The 16,445-nt window shown below is 59.3% G+C and carries 15 protein-coding genes and 2 pseudogenes; 5 read left to right on the top strand and 12 right to left on the bottom strand.

The genetic code is table 11. From position 1 onward, the window contains the following. Positions 1 to 1,065 (bottom strand): H-NS family nucleoid-associated regulatory protein (locus tag CBM2588_RS30780; protein WP_115684098.1); only part of this gene is annotated, 1,065 nt, incomplete at its 3' end. Positions 1,066 to 1,241: 176 nt separating this feature from the next. Next, positions 1,242 to 1,432, bottom strand: a pseudogene (locus tag CBM2588_RS31310) (H-NS histone family protein); the annotation flags it as partial. 10 nt (positions 1,433 to 1,442) lie between these two features. Here CBM2588_RS31310 and CBM2588_RS31770 point away from each other — a divergent pair. After that, positions 1,443 to 2,039: a hypothetical protein gene (locus CBM2588_RS31770; RefSeq protein WP_373424427.1), complete on the top strand. Its 597-nt coding sequence runs from the start codon at positions 1,443 to 1,445 to the stop codon at positions 2,037 to 2,039. 262 nt (positions 2,040 to 2,301) lie between these two features. On the opposite strand, the pseudogene CBM2588_RS30770 reads toward CBM2588_RS31770, so the two are convergent. The 6 genes and pseudogenes from CBM2588_RS30770 to CBM2588_RS30745 all read right to left on the bottom strand — a co-directional run bounded on the left by CBM2588_RS30770 (position 2,302) and on the right by CBM2588_RS30745 (position 8,012). Next, positions 2,302 to 2,503: pseudogene (locus tag CBM2588_RS30770) on the bottom strand (cold-shock protein). A gap of 376 nt (positions 2,504 to 2,879) precedes the next feature. Next, positions 2,880 to 3,275: a PepSY domain-containing protein gene (locus CBM2588_RS30765; protein ID WP_231942379.1), complete on the bottom strand. Its 396-nt coding sequence runs from the start codon at positions 3,273 to 3,275 to the stop codon at positions 2,880 to 2,882. Positions 3,276 to 3,758: 483 nt separating this feature from the next. Beyond that, positions 3,759 to 4,808, bottom strand: coding sequence for an AbrB family transcriptional regulator (locus tag CBM2588_RS30760; protein ID WP_115684094.1), 1,050 nt, complete (start codon positions 4,806 to 4,808; stop codon positions 3,759 to 3,761). Positions 4,809 to 4,966: 158 nt separating this feature from the next. Beyond that, on the bottom strand, positions 4,967 to 6,478 hold the full coding sequence (locus CBM2588_RS30755) for a tripartite tricarboxylate transporter permease (protein ID WP_197717984.1): 1,512 nt from the start codon (positions 6,476 to 6,478) through the stop codon (positions 4,967 to 4,969). Between the two features lie 26 nt (positions 6,479 to 6,504). Next, positions 6,505 to 7,053, bottom strand: a complete 549-nt coding sequence (locus CBM2588_RS30750; protein ID WP_197717983.1) for a tripartite tricarboxylate transporter TctB family protein — start codon at positions 7,051 to 7,053, stop codon at positions 6,505 to 6,507. Then, positions 7,050 to 8,012, bottom strand: a complete 963-nt coding sequence (locus CBM2588_RS30745; protein WP_115684093.1) for a Bug family tripartite tricarboxylate transporter substrate binding protein — start codon at positions 8,010 to 8,012, stop codon at positions 7,050 to 7,052. The genes CBM2588_RS30750 and CBM2588_RS30745 overlap by 4 nt, the downstream gene beginning before the upstream one ends. 477 nt (positions 8,013 to 8,489) lie before the next feature. On the opposite strand from CBM2588_RS30745, the gene CBM2588_RS30740 reads away from it, so the two are divergent. Next, complete coding sequence (locus CBM2588_RS30740; protein WP_115684092.1) at positions 8,490 to 9,563, top strand: isocitrate/isopropylmalate dehydrogenase family protein; 1,074 nt, start codon at positions 8,490 to 8,492, stop codon at positions 9,561 to 9,563. Between the two features lie 95 nt (positions 9,564 to 9,658). Then, complete coding sequence (locus CBM2588_RS30735) at positions 9,659 to 10,810, top strand: lactonase family protein (RefSeq protein WP_115684091.1); 1,152 nt, start codon at positions 9,659 to 9,661, stop codon at positions 10,808 to 10,810. Between the two features lie 260 nt (positions 10,811 to 11,070). Here the strand turns inward: CBM2588_RS30735 and tpiA are convergent, their stop codons facing one another. The 4 genes from tpiA to CBM2588_RS30715 form a co-directional block, all read right to left on the bottom strand. Further along, positions 11,071 to 11,811 carry a triose-phosphate isomerase gene (tpiA, locus tag CBM2588_RS30730; protein WP_115684090.1) on the bottom strand — a complete coding sequence of 247 codons (741 nt, stop codon included), beginning with the start codon at positions 11,809 to 11,811 and terminating at the stop codon, positions 11,071 to 11,073. A gap of 11 nt (positions 11,812 to 11,822) precedes the next feature. Continuing rightward, positions 11,823 to 12,542, bottom strand: coding sequence for a 2,3-diphosphoglycerate-dependent phosphoglycerate mutase (gpmA, locus tag CBM2588_RS30725; protein WP_115684089.1), 720 nt, complete (start codon positions 12,540 to 12,542; stop codon positions 11,823 to 11,825). A gap of 48 nt (positions 12,543 to 12,590) precedes the next feature. Beyond that, positions 12,591 to 13,643 (bottom strand): Bug family tripartite tricarboxylate transporter substrate binding protein, encoded by a 1,053-nt coding sequence (locus tag CBM2588_RS30720; RefSeq protein WP_115684088.1) that lies wholly within the window; start codon positions 13,641 to 13,643, stop codon positions 12,591 to 12,593. A gap of 173 nt (positions 13,644 to 13,816) precedes the next feature. Next, a complete protein-coding gene (locus tag CBM2588_RS30715; protein WP_115684087.1) occupies positions 13,817 to 14,860 on the bottom strand; it encodes a porin in 1,044 nt (347 codons plus the stop codon). Positions 14,861 to 15,174: 314 nt separating this feature from the next. Here CBM2588_RS30715 and CBM2588_RS30710 point away from each other — a divergent pair, with 314 nt between their 5' ends. Continuing rightward, on the top strand, positions 15,175 to 16,110 hold the full coding sequence (locus CBM2588_RS30710; RefSeq protein ID WP_115684086.1) for a GntR family transcriptional regulator: 936 nt from the start codon (positions 15,175 to 15,177) through the stop codon (positions 16,108 to 16,110). A 179-nt stretch (positions 16,111 to 16,289) separates the two neighbouring features. Continuing rightward, a partial coding sequence (locus CBM2588_RS30705) for a pyruvate kinase (protein ID WP_231942380.1) occupies positions 16,290 to 16,445 on the top strand: 156 nt, incomplete at its 3' end.

Genomic DNA, 16,445 nt, shown 5'->3' with positions numbered 1-16,445 from the left:
AGTCTTGGTCGGAACAGCGCGGGCAGCGGGCTCAACCGGCCTGCCCGCAATGTCCTCAATGCTGAGGTCATACTCCTGCATCCACTGCCGAATCTCCTCCACGACCTTTGGCACTTCCGTGGCTCGCAATTGCTCAAGTTGAGCATTGACAGATGCCAGTTGAGCGAGCAGTGAGGACTGGGATGGGCTTTGGGTTGCGGTAGGCGCTTTTTGCTCCTGTCGCGGCTTCCGGGTTCGCGTCTTCTGAGTCGGCGCATTCGGGGCAGCCTCCACTCCAGGCAGTGTTATCTGCTTCGGCCCGCGCTTCCGGGTTGAGGTCTCTTGAGTTGTGACTTCCGGAGCGGCAACTTCAGCCAGGATTTTCGGCTTCCGACCGCGCTTCGAGGTCCGCCTCTTTTCCGGCGCTGCTTCCGGAGTGGCAGTTTCGGTGAGCGCTTTCGGCTTGGGACCGCGCTTCGGGGCCCGCGTCTCGTCAGGCGCTGCTTCCAGAGTGGCGGTTTCCGCGAGCGCTTTCGGCTTCCGACCGCTCTTAGGGGCCCGCCTCTCTTCAGGCGCAGCTTCCGGAGCTGGGGCGTAAAGCGGTGCTACGGGGGCAACCGTTTCGGTCAGATTGTCCTGGGCGGCAGTTTCCATCGGTTCGTCCGTGGCCAGAACTTCAATCGGAGCTTCAGCCGCGGCTTCAGTGGTCGCTTCCGCGGGCATGGCTTCAATGGGCGCTTCCCGCGCGTCGGATTTAGTCAACGCGGCCGAGGCGGCAGCTTCCCTCGATTCTTCCGGTGCCACGTCTTCCGTTGAAGCGGCCGGGGCTGCGTAAGGCCGTCGGCGCCGATATGACACGATCGCCGTCGGGCTGCTATCCCGGCTTGTCGACCAGAAGTCCAAGCGTCGGGGCTGAGTGTCAACGCTGCCACTACCGACGCATGCACCACTGGCTTCACCAATGACGGGATCAGCGTCACGCATCGCCTCAGCGATGGGCAGCTCCATCTGACCAAGTCCGTCCGTCGCATTGCTCGCGACAAAGGGTTCAACTTCTTGCTCTGGGGCCAATTTGTTTTCCTTCATTGAAGTCACTGCAGGTGCAGACGCTTCCTAATCCCATGGACGGTGAGACCTTGTCTCTTGCGTGTCGTTCGCTTCTCGCCTGCGCCAAGCCTTCCTTCCGAATTCTCGCGCCTAATCGCACAGCCTCGCCCTCGTCACATCCGCCATTGGACAGAGGGCCGAATGCGTCGGTGATACTATCCAACCCGGTAAAATTCCTTGCTCTGCCCCGCATTGACCGCCCGCCGCAGCCAGTCGGGCATCTCGCCCTACCCGTCCCAACTCTGCCCCGCGGCGTTACGGTAGCAGACCACCGGCGCTGGCGCGGATGGAGGCGGGGGCGGCGGTGGAGGGGCGGTGGATCGAAGCACCCCGCCGCGGCGAGTTCCGACTGCACCGTGGCCAGGTCGTCGGCCGCTTTCCGCGCTGCAGCGTCGGCAGGCCGCAAGCCGCGTGGTGAGCGCCGCGACCTGGGTTTCGAGTCGGGCACGTGTCTCGGCCTGCACCACCGCCGCGTCGCGGGCTTCGTGGCGGGCTGCCGCCAGTTCGGCTCGCAATTTCTTCGACCAACCGATCGCTCTTTTGGCGCGCAGTGCGCTCCGCATCCAGTTCGCGCAAAGCGCGGCGCTCGCTGGCCTGCCCGTTCCTACGCGATGACGGTCTGGTCGCGGACCCGCCTCAGCTTCGTCGAGAATTGCGTCCGCAATTCGTCCAGCTTCCGGCGTGCAGCCTTCGGCACTTGGCAGGTGCCGGGCCAGGCCGTGCGTCCCCAGGATATCCGTTCCAGCGTGTTGTTGACCATCGAAGGCGAGCTTGACGACATATCCAGTTGCGGACAGACTCACGCTACGCATGACCTGTGCCGCGGCTTGTCCTCGCGCTACAAGCGTCTCGTCAATATCCCGGGAGGCAGTCACTACGATTTGGTCCGTGGCCCAACCTGGAGTACCAAAGTCTTCCCCAGCATTTGCGACCTGATGCGGCATGCTGCGTAGCCGCTTGGCAGGCGAACGTGCGCGAAACGCGCCGGCAGGTCCACTACGACGTTCCGCTGTTTGAACCTGACGCAATAGCGGAAGCGCGCAAGCGGCCAAATACCCTGGCTCGAAGATTTCGAGTGCAAAGGGCAAGAAGTCTTAAAGTTCGCGCCTGTTGCCATTTCCGGGCAAAAAGGGTATTTACAAAAAGTCCAAGCGACGGTGCCGAATGCATGCGCCAATTCGCACGGCTCGCCATTACGCCCCCAGGACGAGGCCATTATAGCTTGCGAATCTTTGACGCTTGCGGTCCCTTCAGACCTTGCGTTACCTCGAATTCCACCTTCGCACCTTCCTCCAGTGACTTGAACCCGGTTTGGATTTCCTTGTGATGAGCGAACAAGTCATTGCCGCCATCATCGGGCGTGATGAATCCATATTGTTTTTTCGCTGTTCAACCATTTCACAATACCGGTCGCCATCTCATCCTCGAAACTTGTGTTGTACATGTCTGGCCCTCTCCGCCACATATTGCAGGTGGGAGCCTACGTTGAAGAGTGAAGAGGATATATTATGAGACGTGCTGGCGCCACACACCAGCGCAAGGGGCGTTTAGACGAGGCTCCGTGCTGACAGCGAACGACAAACGACGATACCGCAATTGAATCGGGAGCCGTAACCCTAGCGGAAGCACCGACGTGGCAGTGAGTCGTCCTGGCTTAGCTTGCAGCGCACGTGGTCGGCGTTACAGGTCCACCCGTCGCGACGGACGCATATTGGATGGATTAACTGTTACAATTTTGCAACGCGCGAGCGCCTGCGTGAGCTGGTCGGCCAGCAGCGCCTCATCTTCGACGATTAGGATGCGCATGGCGTCAGGGCTTGCGGACGCGCTCGAGATCGCGCCCCTTGGCTTTCAGCCAGGGTCGCGTCGCGGGCATCGTACTTGAGCTTGGCCACGGTGCTGGTCGGCAGCAGCAGCTTGACTTCGTATTTCCAGATGCCGTCGTCCCGATCGAGCTTCACATCGATCACATCGCCGCTGTACTGGCGCGCGACCGTATCAAGGATGCGCGAGAGCGGCAGGATCTCGCCGGAGCGCAGCGCGGCGCGGGCGCGGGCGCGATCGGCGGCGTCGGTATCGGCGTGGCCCAGGCCAGGCACGCCCAGCACGGCCGCAATCAGGCCGATTCGAACGAGACGGCGCACGCCGCCGGAAAACGGGGAAAGGTGCAGAGACGTCAGGGGGCACATTGTCAAGGAAGCAACCTGAACATTACCTGAACAGGCCGCTCAGGCACCATTCAGGTCGCTCCCCGCATCATGCCGCCATCTTAACGCCCCACCCCTGCCATGCTCGCCCTCGCAACTTCACAAAGCTGCCGCGCCTGAACCGTCTGGGCGCGGCCCTCATTCAAATGACGGCGCTAGCTGTGGCGATGGCGGTTGCCGGCTCGCCGTTCTGGTTCCAGACGGTAGGCTTCTGAAGCGTACATGCCAAATGTAGCAACCGCGCGCCGAGTCAATCACTGCGACTGAGCTGCGCGCGCTCGGCGAGGGGCGCCGGCAGTGCAGCCGCGGCCCCGTCGTTTTCAAGTGGAATCTTCGCGTCTCTCGCTCTCTCGTACACCTACCATGACTACTGAAGCGGCCAATTTCTGCCGGCCGGCAATTGGGCCGCACTGCAAAAAAATCTGCCCAAATTGAAGACGGTTGGGGAGCCACCGGCCACCTCACTTAAGCGGCTCCAGGTCTAGTTCGACGATAACGGACGCATTTGTATGCCGGCCAGGAGAGCAGCACAACCAGCGCTACTCTAATGACATGAAATCCGGTCACTATTGGCACGGCTAGACCGAGCGCATCCGCAGCGATGCCCATGTCCGCCATCCCACCTGGCGCTAGACTGAGCACTCCCGTCGAAGCGGGCATCCCCAGAAACTTTGCGAGTGCGACCCCCCCTAGCGCTGCCATGCCAATACTGACCAGGCTGTACAGGACGATAGGCACCAGCAGCCTGCGTGACGCAGCTAGAGACTCCGGGCTAAACCGCGCTCCAAGCGAGACAGCGACGAGGATTTGTGCACACACACTGATCCATCTTGGGACTTCCTCCAGTACGGCGAGATCGGATGCTGTTACTCCCGCGGTGACAAACAGCGGGATAAGGGCATATGCGTTCGGGAAGTTGTAGCGCTTTGCCGCGACCGCACAGCAAAGTGCGATGCCGGCGAGGAGCACTAGCGGGATAGTCGGCAAGAAGCTCGCCCCGTGGATTTTCAGGTGAGGCGTAAGTTGCGCCCCATACTGTACGGCAGCGGGCACGATGGATACTGTGAGCAATACCCGCAGCATGTGCGAGGTGACGACTTGGTCGATGCAAGCCCCTTCCCGCTCGGCTGCAACAGCCATCTCGGGGGCTCCACCCATGGCGGTCGCAAAGTGGGCGGTCGCTCGGTCCACTCCGGCAAATTTTGAGATTGCCCAGCCTCCAATCAGCCCAAAGAGAATCGCGACGAAAGCTGCCGCCACCATGTAGGGGACATAGGTCGCTATCTGAGCAACCATCGAGGGGGTGAAATGCAGACCTAATGCGACCCCGATTAACCATTGGCCAGTCGCGCGAAGCCAGCGGGGAGTGTCAAAGCGAGATCCCGCAAGATTGCATAGCGCGACGGTCAATAGCGGGCCTATCAGCCATGGTACTGGCGCATGCACCATCGCAAAGGCTGCCCCAGCACTGCCGCCGATTAGGAGCGCGCATAGCGCTTTGAGAACCTTTTCCACTTGAAACTCCTTACGCACTACTGGTCGGGAACCTCGTCGCCTTTCTTCGAATGCATTGCTTCAAAGTTCACACGCGCTGACGCAAAAACGGGAGGCGTTCCATTCGGACCCCCTCCCGTTCAGACGACCTGGCTGCCCAACTCGATCACACCGTACGCTCAGTCGTCCTCAGCGAGGCGAATCCCACGCCGCCGAAGGATGTATGGCACAAACAGGATGAGGAACGTAGCGCCCAACAGCGTTGCCGAAATCGGCTGAGTAAAGAACACGAGCCAGTCGCCTTGGCTGATAGACATCGCCAGCCGAAGCTGCTTCTCAGCCATGGGACCCAGAATCATGCCCACGATGACGGGAGCTACGGGAAAGTCGAATTTCCGCATCGCAACCCCAGCCCACCCAATCAGAAACATGAGGACCAGGTCAAACCACGACTGACGCATGCCGTAGACACCAATCGTGGCAAAGACCAGAATGCCTGCGTAAAGGTATGGTCGTGGAACGTTGAGCAACTTCACCCACACCCGCACGAGCGGCAGGTTCAATACCAGGAGGATGACATTGCCAACGAACAGCGAGGCGATCAGAGCCCAGACGATATCGCCCGAGGTTTGAAACAACAGTGGACCCGGCTGGAGGTTGTAATTCTGAAATGCCGCCAACATGACTGCCGCCGTCGAAGACGTCGGAATGCCAAGCGTCAGGAGCGGAACGAGCGCACCAGTCGCGGAGGCATTGTTTGCGGCCTCAGGGCCAGCGACGCCTTCAATGGCACCAATGCCGTGATTCGGCGCGAACTCTTGCGGATACTTGCTGAGCTTCCGCTCCGTCGCATAAGACAGGAACGTCGGAATCTCCGCGCCGCCAGCAGGGATCGAGCCAAACGGAAATCCGATAAGCGCGCCGCGGATCCACGCCGGGACCGAGCGCTTCCAGTCGCTAGCCGTCATATGAAGCGACGACATCTTATGGACCTTGGTATCCCCTTCCCCCTCATACAGAACGTTGTAGAGGGATTCCGAGACAGCAAACAAGCCAACAGCGACGAGCACGACTTCGATGCCGTCGATGAGCTCGGGCACGCCTAGCGTGTATCGCGCAAACCCCGAAACGCTGTCCATACCAATCAGGCCGAGCATCAGACCAAGCCCCAGACTGGCCATGCCGCGGAGCAGAGAGGCCCCAAGCAGCGACGACACCGTGACAAATGCGAGGACCAGGATCGCGAAGTACTCCGTCGGTCCGAACTGAAGCGCGAAGGCGGCAATCGACGGCGCAAACAGCGTCACCAGCACTGTCGCAATCAAGCCTGCCACGAAGGAGCCGATCGCTGCAGTGCTGAGCGCCGGGCCGGCACGCCCGTTCTTCGCCATCAGGTTTCCTTCCATGGCGGTGACCATAGAGGACGACTCACCCGGCGTATTCAACAAGATCGATGTCGTTGACCCACCGAACATTGCGCCGTAGTAGATCCCGGCGAACATGATCAGCGCGCCGGTGGGCTCCACCTTCGCAGTCAGAGGCAACAACATCGCGACGGTCAGCGCCGAGCCAATGCCAGGCAGCACCCCAATCATCGTACCCAGCAAGCAGCCAACGAATCCCCACATCAAGTTTTCCGGAGACAATGCTGCGCCGAACCCCTGCAGGAGGGGCATCCATACTTCGACCATTTTTTCCACCAGTATCTAGTTACTCGTCAGATCCACGAGTTGATGAGAGCGGGCAGCGGAACACCCAGGCCTTGTGTAAAGCCCAAGTAGACGGGGACCGTCAGCGCCAGGCCAATAAGGATGTCCTTGGCCCAACGATTGCTGCCAAATGCCCGTGCGGCGGCGACAAACAGCAGTGTCGAAGACAACACGAAGCCAATCTGCGTAATGAGCAGTGCATTCACGAGAAGGCCGGCGGAGATCCACAATGCGCTACGCATCTGCTTGCCACCCAGTGGTGCTGCGGCGGCCGCCTCTGCGGGTAGGAAACGAAATCCTCCTTTGATCCCCTGCCATGTCAGCCCAACGCCAACCATAAACAGCAGAAAGGCAACTGCAAACGGAAACGCCTGTGCGCCGATAATTGTGTACCCCTTGTCTTGGGGGAGCGCCAGCGCCCCTGCGACTAGCATCATGGAGCACGCCAACAGGGCCGCACCAATAAGCACGTGTGCGTAGTTCGGGGATGCCGGCTTATCGAGACTCACGTCTTCCTCGGGAAACTGCATAGGTTGCAAGTGTTCACTCGTCTTCATAGCAGTCCACTGTCCTTCAGCGCCTTTTCATAGCGCGAGCTCTCCGCCTTTAAAAAGGCATCCAGTTCCGGCCCCGTGATCAGTGTCGGGGTCCAGTTGTTCGTCTTAAGCGCTACCTGCCAGGAAGGCGATGCGGTGGCTTTGGTTACTGCGTCGACCAGACCCTGCTTTTGAGGCGCGCTGATGCCGGGTGCGCCAAGGAAGGCGCGCCAGTTCCCAGTCACGACGTTGTAGCCCAGTTCTTTGAGCGTCGGCGCGTTCACGCCGGGGATGCGGGTCGGCGACGTGACGGCGAGCAGCCGCATCTGGCCGGCCTCAACAAACTTGGCAATCTCCGGGTATCCGCCAGAAATTACAGTCACGTGCCCACCCAGTACGGCAGCGTTAGTTTCTCCGCCGCCTCCAAGCGGGATGTAGTTCACCTTATCCCCAGACACCCCGACGTCACGAGCCAGTTCGAGGATGCCCAAGTGGTCGATACCGCCCTTCGAGCCGCCACCCCAACGAACGCTCGTTGGCTCCTTCTTAAATGCTGCGAGGAGGTCCGCCATCGACTTGTACGGCGAGTTCTTACCCACGGCGAGAACGTTGAACTCCGTGAACACCACTGCGACAGGCGTCGCCTGCATCAGAGACGTGGTCGACCGGCTTTGCAGGATGCCGGTGACCGTGTTCACGCTGGTAACAATCAGGGCGTTGGGGTCCCCCTTGTTGGCGTTCACGAATTGCGCCAGGCCAATGCTGCCACCGGCGCCAGCGCGGTGCTCATAGGAAACCGATTTTGCCTGGCCGGACTCCTGCATGGCTTTGCCCAGCGTGCGGGCGGCTTGGTCGAAGCCACCACCGGGCGTACCGGGGATCATCATCTTGACGCTGTCGAGTGCAAACGCCGACGTAGACAGCGCGAGAACCGCGCAGAACTGCATGGCCTTTGCAATGAGGCCGCGTGAACGAATCATTCGTATCTCCATATCTTCTGGTATTTGCGTAGTCAAAGTACAAACAGGTTGGTACTTTGCGCTTGCAAAGAACGTTAGCGACGACACAGAAGTACGTCAAGCACGGAAGGGCCAAACCTCGGGTAATCACGTAAAGCGTTTGTCAGGAAGGCTGTAGTCGCCCGAGATGATCCAAGAGGCCTTTTGGTCATATGAATCGCGACTTTGGCGGCGGCCAACATCGCCTTGGCCACTCGTGAAAGGGCGGGCAACAGCTTGTGTGCTCAACGGTGCGGTGTATTGGTCCCCGAACGCGCCTTTTTGACGTCTATGCGTCACTAACCTGGGGTGTTTAGTGCCTGAACGCAGCATCTCAGACGCCCGCCGGTACAATTCCTTCCCCTTTTTGGTATTTTAGGTTGACATAGTACGTTTCGGGGCTACACTACGAAGTCGCGGCAGATGGTGCCGGACACACACTTACATCGGAGATAGATAATGAGGATTCTTGTTCTGCCGTGCGACGGCATCGGCCCGGAAATCGTTGGCGCAGCGATGGACGTCCTGAAAGCAGCGGACGCCACTTTTAAGCTGGGCTTGGAATACGACTACGACGACGTCGGTTTCGTTAGCCTGGAAAAGTACGGCACCACGCTCCGTCAAGAAGTTCTGGATCGCGCCAAGACTTACGACGGCATCATCCTCGGTACGCAATCGCATGCCGACTATCCCACCCCCGAAAAGGGCGGTCGTAATGTGTCGGCTGGTTTCCGTGTTGGCCTGGACCTGTACGCAAACGTGCGGCCGGCCCGTACCCGTCCGTTCCTGCCTTCGAACATGAAAGAAGGCAAGACCATGGACCTGGTGATCATGCGCGAGGCCACGGAAGGCTTTTACCCGGATCGCAACATGAGCAAGGGCTGGGGCGAAGTCATGCCGAGCCCCGACATGGCTCTGTCGATTCGCAAGATTACCGCTCACTGCAGCGAACGTATTGCCCGCCGTTCCTTCGAGCTGGCGATGCAGCGTAACAAGAAGGTCACGGCCATCCACAAGGCCAACAGCTTCCACATGACCGACGGCCTGTTCCTGGAATGCGTGCGTCGCGTGGCGGCAGACTTCCCGGAAGTGACAGTCAACGACGTTCTGGTCGATGCAATGGCGGCTCACCTGGTGCGTGACCCGTCCCGCTACGACGTGATCGTGACCACGAATTTCTACGGCGACATCCTGTCGGACCTGGCCAGCGAGCTGTCGGGCAGCCTGGGGCTTGCTGGCTCGATCATGGCGAGCGACACGAACTGCTGCGCCCAGGCCCAGCACGGCTCGGCCCCGGATATCCAGAACCAGGACAAGGCAAACCCGACGTCGATGATTCTGTCGGTAGCCATGCTGATGCAATGGATCGGCGAGCGACGCAACAAGCCGGAGTTCCTGCGCGCCGGCACAGCGATGGAAGCTGCTGTCGACAAGGTTCTGGAAAGCCCGGCCACCCGTACGCCCGACCTCGGCGGCACGCTGGGCTGCAAGGCCTTCGGTGAACTGGTTGCCAAGGCAGTGAAAGCCGCCTAATTCCGGACGCTCTACCGCAGGACAGGGCAGGTTACACGCCGTCCGCGACGGCAGTGTCCTGCCCTTATTGTTTTCCGCAGATTGCGCATAGTCCCATGGCAACGACTCAGACATTCGTACTTGCGGCGGTTGCCGCTCAGTTGCACGTTCTCAGCTTGCAAGGTGCCGACGCAGACGCCCGGCAACGCTCGACCGTCGACGTCGGCCTTCCCGTCCAGTTTGCAGTTTCGCACCCCTTCCTTCCACTCCTCTACATCGTATGCAGCAATGGCGGACCAGGCGGGCGCGCAGGCGACACGCACTTCGTGAAAGTCCTTCGCATGAATGCGATGGGTGGCACCACATTGGCACAGGTCGAGATCCCACTTCCGCATCGCCCCATTCACGTCGCGGTTGATCCATCGGCTCGGTTTCTCGCCATTACGTTTGCACGGCCAGCGACAGTTCGAGTCTTCGAGTTGAACAACGATGGCTACATCGGCTTCCGACTGGATACCGTAACCAGGCCCGACATCGGCGTGTTTCCGCACTCAGTGCATTTCGGCAAGGGCGGCAACACTGCAGTCGTTTGCGCCCGCGGCAATGATCTGCGCCCAGGATTCGAAGAGGACATCGGTCAGCTGCAGACCTATTCCGTAGAGGGCGGCAAGTTCAAGCGAATCCAAGAAACTGCCTACTCACCAGGTCTGGGCCCCAGGGATGTCGCTGAGCATCCCACACGTCCTTGGCTATACGTTGCGCTTGAACGCGGCAATGCCATAGCGCTGCACTCCTTTGAAACAGGGGTGCCGTCCGAAGCTACATTGAACCGGTGGTCGGTATTGCAGCTGCCTCCCGCACGCCGACAACGGGTTGGGAACGTGCTGGTCCACCCTTCCGGGCGTTGGCTTTACGCCGCCAATCGCGCCGACGCGCTAGTGAGTCAAGGAGACAGCCGACGTCTCACGGAGGGAGAGAACGAGCTTGTCGTGTATGAGATCAGCACCGACGACGGTTCGTTGACTGAGCGCCACCGGCTGGATGCTGGCGGCATTGAGCCACGCACGCTCTCGCTGTGTGAAAACGGCAATTACTTGATTGTGGGAAATCAGCTGTCCGCCTACAGGGACTGCGCCGGAAAGCTGACCAATACGCCGGCCTCTCTGCGTATCATGGAGATCCACTCGGATGGCTGTCCCTCCCCTTACTGGAACCTCGATTTTCCGGGACAGGAACTGATTTGGTCGGGATCCATCACGGTGAATTGAGAGTCCCGGCTGGAGGGCGGCAGTTGCTGCTCTCCTCCCGAAGAAGCGATGCGCAGACCTGAGCGGCGTGTTCAGTTGCCGTTCAGGTAGCGTAGCGCATCATGACAAAATACAACGACGAAAAAAGCGACCATGTCACAAGATAAAATGTCTCGACCGCTCCTCGACGTCCTCACCCAAGTGGCCTTCCTGGTCGTAGCGATGAGTACCGCTGCGCTTCCTTTCTGGTATTGCACCCTATGCCGCTGACGAACGCAGCACTAAATTGCATTCGCAATTGCGGCAAAGTCCTCGGCCACGAGTGAAGCGCCGCCGATAAGGCCTCCATCGATATCGGGTGCGTGGAACAAACTGGCTGCACTCTGCGGCTTCACGCTACCGCCGTACAGAATGGGCACTGTCCGAGCGCTGTGCTCACCTAGCTTTTCCGACAAGCATCCACGCAGAAACGCGTGGGCTGCCTGTGCTTGCTCGACAGAGGCGCTCTTGCCGGTGCCAATCGCCCATACTGGCTCGTACGCAATGACAAGCCGGGAGGCTTGTTCTGTCGTAAGCATCTCCATAATTGTGCGCAACTGTTGGCCAATCACTGCCTCGGTGTTCTCGCTCTCACGCTCCACGAGCGTTTCGCCCACGCAAAGAACAGGTTGTACTCCCGCCTCGAGTGCTCGCTGCACCTTCTTGGCCACAGTGACGTCCGTCTCACCGAAGTATTGCCGGCGCTCAGAGTGCCCGACAATGACATAGGCACAGCTTGCATCCGCGAGCATTTCAGCACTGATTTCGCCGGTGAATGCCCCCGGCTTGAACTCGGACACGTTCTGGCCCCCGTGGCTGACTGTCGAGTTCGCGAGCAATTCTCTTGCTTGTTTCAAATAGACGAAAGGGACGCAGACAGCGACATCGGCCGAGTACGTTCCCACGGCGATTTCTGCCAACAAGTGGTTCGCTAGCGCGCTGCTGCCGTTCATCTTCCAGTTGCCAATCACGAGCGGCTTCATCTGGCTCTCCCTCACTTCCAAGTTCTGGAACCGTACGCGTCGATGGGCAGATAGCTGGACCGGATCGGTTTCAGATCAGCGTCGAGGTCATAAACGAGTGGTACCCCGTTGGGGATGTTCAGGCCGACGATGTCGCTGTCGGAGATGCGATCGAGATATTTCACCAGTGACCGGATGCTATTTCCATGGGCGACGACGAGGATGTGCTTGCCCGAACGAATGTCTGGCGCAATCGCATCGTTCCAAAGTGGGAGGACGCGCTCGATGGTGTCCTTCAAACACTCCGTCATCGGCATGTCTTCCGGCGCCACGTTTGCATACCTGCGGTCGCCATTGATGATGCGAGCGTGTTGAGCATCCAGCGCTGGAGGACAAATGTCAAAGCTTCTCCGCCACTGCAGAACCTGGTCGTCTCCGTACTTTTGCGCTGTCTCGGCTTTGTTCAGCCCTTGAAGCGCGCCATAGTGGCGCTCGTTCAGACGCCACTCATGTTGCACCGGGATCCCCATCTGCTCCAATTCATCCTGGACTTGCCAGAGGGTCCGCACGGCTCGGCGCAATACTGACGTGTAAGCCACGTCGAACTGAAACCCTGCGTGACGCAAGGCACGTCCCGCCGCCTTGGCCTCCCGCACACCCTGCTCCGTCAAATCGACGTCAGTCCAGCCGGTGAATCGGTTCTCTTTGTTCCAGGTCGATTCGCCGTGACGAATTAGTACCAGACGGTGCATTGCTATCCTTGAATGGGGCGTAGCTGAGGCCCCTTTTTGATATCTGATTTACTCGAGCTCGACCTTTGCGTCCTTGGCGACCTTCTGCCAACGCTCGACCTCGCCCTTCAGGAACGCTTGGAATTGTTGCGGCGAATCACCGGCAGGCTCTGCGCCCAGGCCCACGAGACGGTCCCGGACTGCAGGGTCCTTCAGAGCCTGGTTGACGGCTGCGTTGAGTTTGTCCACCACCGGTTTCGGCGTCTGCTTCGGTGCGACAACCCCCACCCAGTGGTTCATCACAAACCCATTCACACCGCTCTCGACCATGGTCGGCACTGAGGGAAGCTTGGCTGCGCGCTTGCTGTCGCCCACGGCCAGCACTGACACCTTCTTCTGTTCGATGTACGGAAGCGTCGTGGTGAAGCTGTCCATCATGATGTCGACCTGACCGCCCATCAGGTCGGTCAAGGCAGGCGCCCCGCCCTTGTAGGGAACGTGATTCAGCTTCGCACCCGTCAGATCCTGGAAAAGGACCATGGCGAGATGAGGAGTGGAGCCGACACCGCCACTGGCAAAGTTCAGCTTGCCTGGATTCGCTTTGGCGAACGTGATGAGGTCACCGACATTCTTGTACGGTGCCCCCGGCTTGACCATCAGCGCGATGGGAGAGACCGCGACCTTTGACACGCCAATGAAGTCCCGCTCCACCGCGTAGGTTGGCCGCTTGTACATGCTCGGCGCCGTCACGAAGGGGACGCTCGCGAAGAGCAACGTGTAGCCATCCGCGGGCGACTTTGCTACGAAGTCGGTCCCAATCATGCCACCCGCACCTGGACGGTTATCCACGATAACCTGCTGGCCTAGAATGTCTGACATTTTCTGCGCGACAACGCGAGCCATGACGTCGTTGGGGCCGCCGGCTGAGAAGGCAACCACCATGCGGATCATCTTGTCCGGATAGTTGCTCTGGGCCGACGCACCGAGAGACCAAAGTCCGCTGCCGATTGCGACCACGGACGCCGCAATGGCAAAAGCCCGTCGGCGCCCTCGCGCCGTCGAGCGCAGCTCAGTAGCCGCAATGCCTTGACTGGGCATCGAGCGAGAATCAGCGAATTCCATTTGTGTCTCCGATCCTTATGTTCTCTTACTGCTGTCGCTTTTTAAGGCCTGCGTCGGGCCGCCTTAGCGACACATTCTGAGCGGGAAAAAGGACCGGGTTTCGTACAGAACCCCGGCCTGAAGGGCACCACCTCCGCTACAGCAGGCACCCAGTGTCGACTGGTTGAACTGGCTTAGAACTTGTGACGCAAGCCGATACCGCCGCCGACCTTGCTGCCAGCCACGCCCATAAAGCTCGGGACCGCGTAGCTGCCATTGATGCGATTGAAGTCGACTTCCGCGTAGACGTCAGTGCGCTTCGACAATGCATAGTCCGCGACGCCGGTCACCATGATGCGGCTGCCACCCGGGTTCTTCTGGTGGTCATAATGGGAGGCCAGCGACAAAGTCAGGGCCGATGACGCCTGAACAGCGAAGCCACCAGTGAATACGTCGTTGCGTTGGGCGCTGACATCGAAGCGATTGTTGATGTAGCCAAATGCCAGCTTTACGATACCGAGCTGGTAGTTGCCACCCAGGCCCCAAACCTTGCGGGCTTCGGGCGTCGTCAGCGCATTAGCTTGTTGCCAGAATGCCCCGACATCGACCGGGCCCTGCCTGTACCCAAGCGATACCCCATAGCTCGAGCTGCGCTTGGTCTGTCCCGGTACCTCGCCAAAGGTGTAATGCGCACCAGCCGACAAGGCACCCCACTGACCAACATACTTGGCCATATTGTCTTGTCGGGGACCGGTGTAGCTGTTGACGATCGTGACGGCGTCGAGGTTTGGGTGACCGTTCGGCTGGAAGCGACCCGATGCGTCGTATGCCGTAGTGAATTGACGCCCGAACGTGAACCGGCCGACCTTTTCATGAATCAAGCCGACCCACGCTTGACGCCCGAACAGCCGTCCTTGGTTGTTCGTGCTTTGCTGGCCATAGTTGGCCGTGCCTGTCGATTGCGCGGATACGCCGGTACTCGGGTCAAAGCCGCTTTCCAGGTTGAAGATTGCCTGGAGACCACCACCCAGGTCTTCCGTACCGCGCATGCCCCACCGCGATCCGTTGAAATAGCCATCGGTCAACTCGGCCAGACCCTTGTCGCCAGCATTGTTGTTGGAATACCGAATGGTTGTGTCGATAATGCCGTAAAGCAGCACATTCGATGACGACTGCGCTTGTGCAACCCCCGCCCACAGGCAAAGCGCACCGGCTCCCAATGCAAGCCTCTTTTGCATGGATGTCTCCAAGTTTTATGGTTTGTTAGTGCGGAGGTATTGTCCTGGCTCCGCCTTATAATGGTTCTTTGTGGCACCATGATACAACTGGTGTTGTCGTACTTTATGTGCGCATAGTACCAATGTCAAACCGATAAATATGTCTTATGAGGCGCTTATAAGATTTTGCGTGCAGAGGCCCTGCGAGTTCTCAACGCACGCTAAAACCCGCTTTCCCCTGCACTGCTTGGGATTCCGGGCTATCCTCTGCACCAGAATTGCGGCTCTGCGTCCGAGCGGAAGCGCTGCCCTAGAACTTTCCCTTATTGCCCAACATGAACACGAAAGCTAACGAGCCTTTGGCGCCATTGATCGCGAGCCGACTCGTGCAGTTGCTGAAAGATCGCAAGATCGAGGTGGGCTCGCATCTGCCCGAGCGAATCTTCTGCGAAGCGCTCGAGGTTTCCCGCACGCCTGTCCGTCGCGCTTTTGAGCTCTTGGCACAGCAAGGCATCGTGAGCAATGAGCCAGGTCGGGGCTACTTCCTTGCCCAGGAGCCAGCGGAATTGGAGACCGACGAGGAAGAGCCATCAACCAACGCCGACGAGCTGTATCAACAGCTTGCAGAGGACCTGCTGTCTGGTTCCGTGGAGTCCGAGTTCAGTGAGCGAGCACTGCTGCGGCGGTATGACGCTGGTCGCGGGCTACTCAAGCAGGTGCTTGCACGTATGTTCCGGGAAGGCCTCCTGGAGCGGAAAACCGGCCATGGCTGGCGAGTAACTCCGTTTCTGGCCAATGCCGACGCGCACAACGCCAGCTACCGGTTTCGTATGGCCATCGAACCGGCAGCCATCCTCGAACCGACTTTCAGGCTAGACAAGCCGGCGCTTGCAAAGGCGCGAGCACGACAGGAAGCAATGCTTGCGGGTGAAATCTATACCCTGACCCGGGCCGAACTGTTTGAGATCGGGTCTCAATTTCACGAGACCATCATCCGCTGCTCCCGCAACCCCAACTTTATTGACGCCCTGGTGCGCCAAAACCAACAGCGCCGCCTGATGGAGTACAAGGCAAACACCGACCGTCAGCGCTTGGTTAGGCAATGCGAAGAGCATCTGAAGCTGCTGGACCTGCTCGAGCATGGACAGAGAGAAGAAGCTGCCGCCTTCCTGCGGCAGCATTTGAACGTCGTCCGGAAAATCAAGACCCACATGGACGACGACGAAAACGCACTTCACATTCGTCAATTGGAAATCGAAACGCACTTCTAAGAACACGCCAGGTGATCCTAGCGTGTTTTTTGGCCTATTATGTACTTTGAGGTTGCATAGTACCATTCGTTCTCATACACTGCCCGAAGGACGGCTTGCATGGACCTCGTTCCTGACAAGTCGCAGAAAACAATGCCCAACCAACCGGGCCCTGCAATGCTTGTCATCGGAGACAGACCATGAGCCAGCGCCGTGAGCGCCATACCAAGATTGTGGCCACCCTCGGCCCCGCTTCTTCCAGCGGTGAAACAATCCTTCAACTTTTCCAGTCAGGCGCAGATACATTCCGGTTGAACTTCAGCCACGGAACACACGAGGATCACGCAGCCAGGCTT

It is taken from the genome of Cupriavidus taiwanensis, assembly GCF_900250075.1.
Lineage (GTDB): Bacteria > Pseudomonadota > Gammaproteobacteria > Burkholderiales > Burkholderiaceae > Cupriavidus > Cupriavidus taiwanensis_C.
Note: the sequence above shows the minus strand (reverse complement) of the source record. Positions and strands in the feature narration are given on the sequence as shown.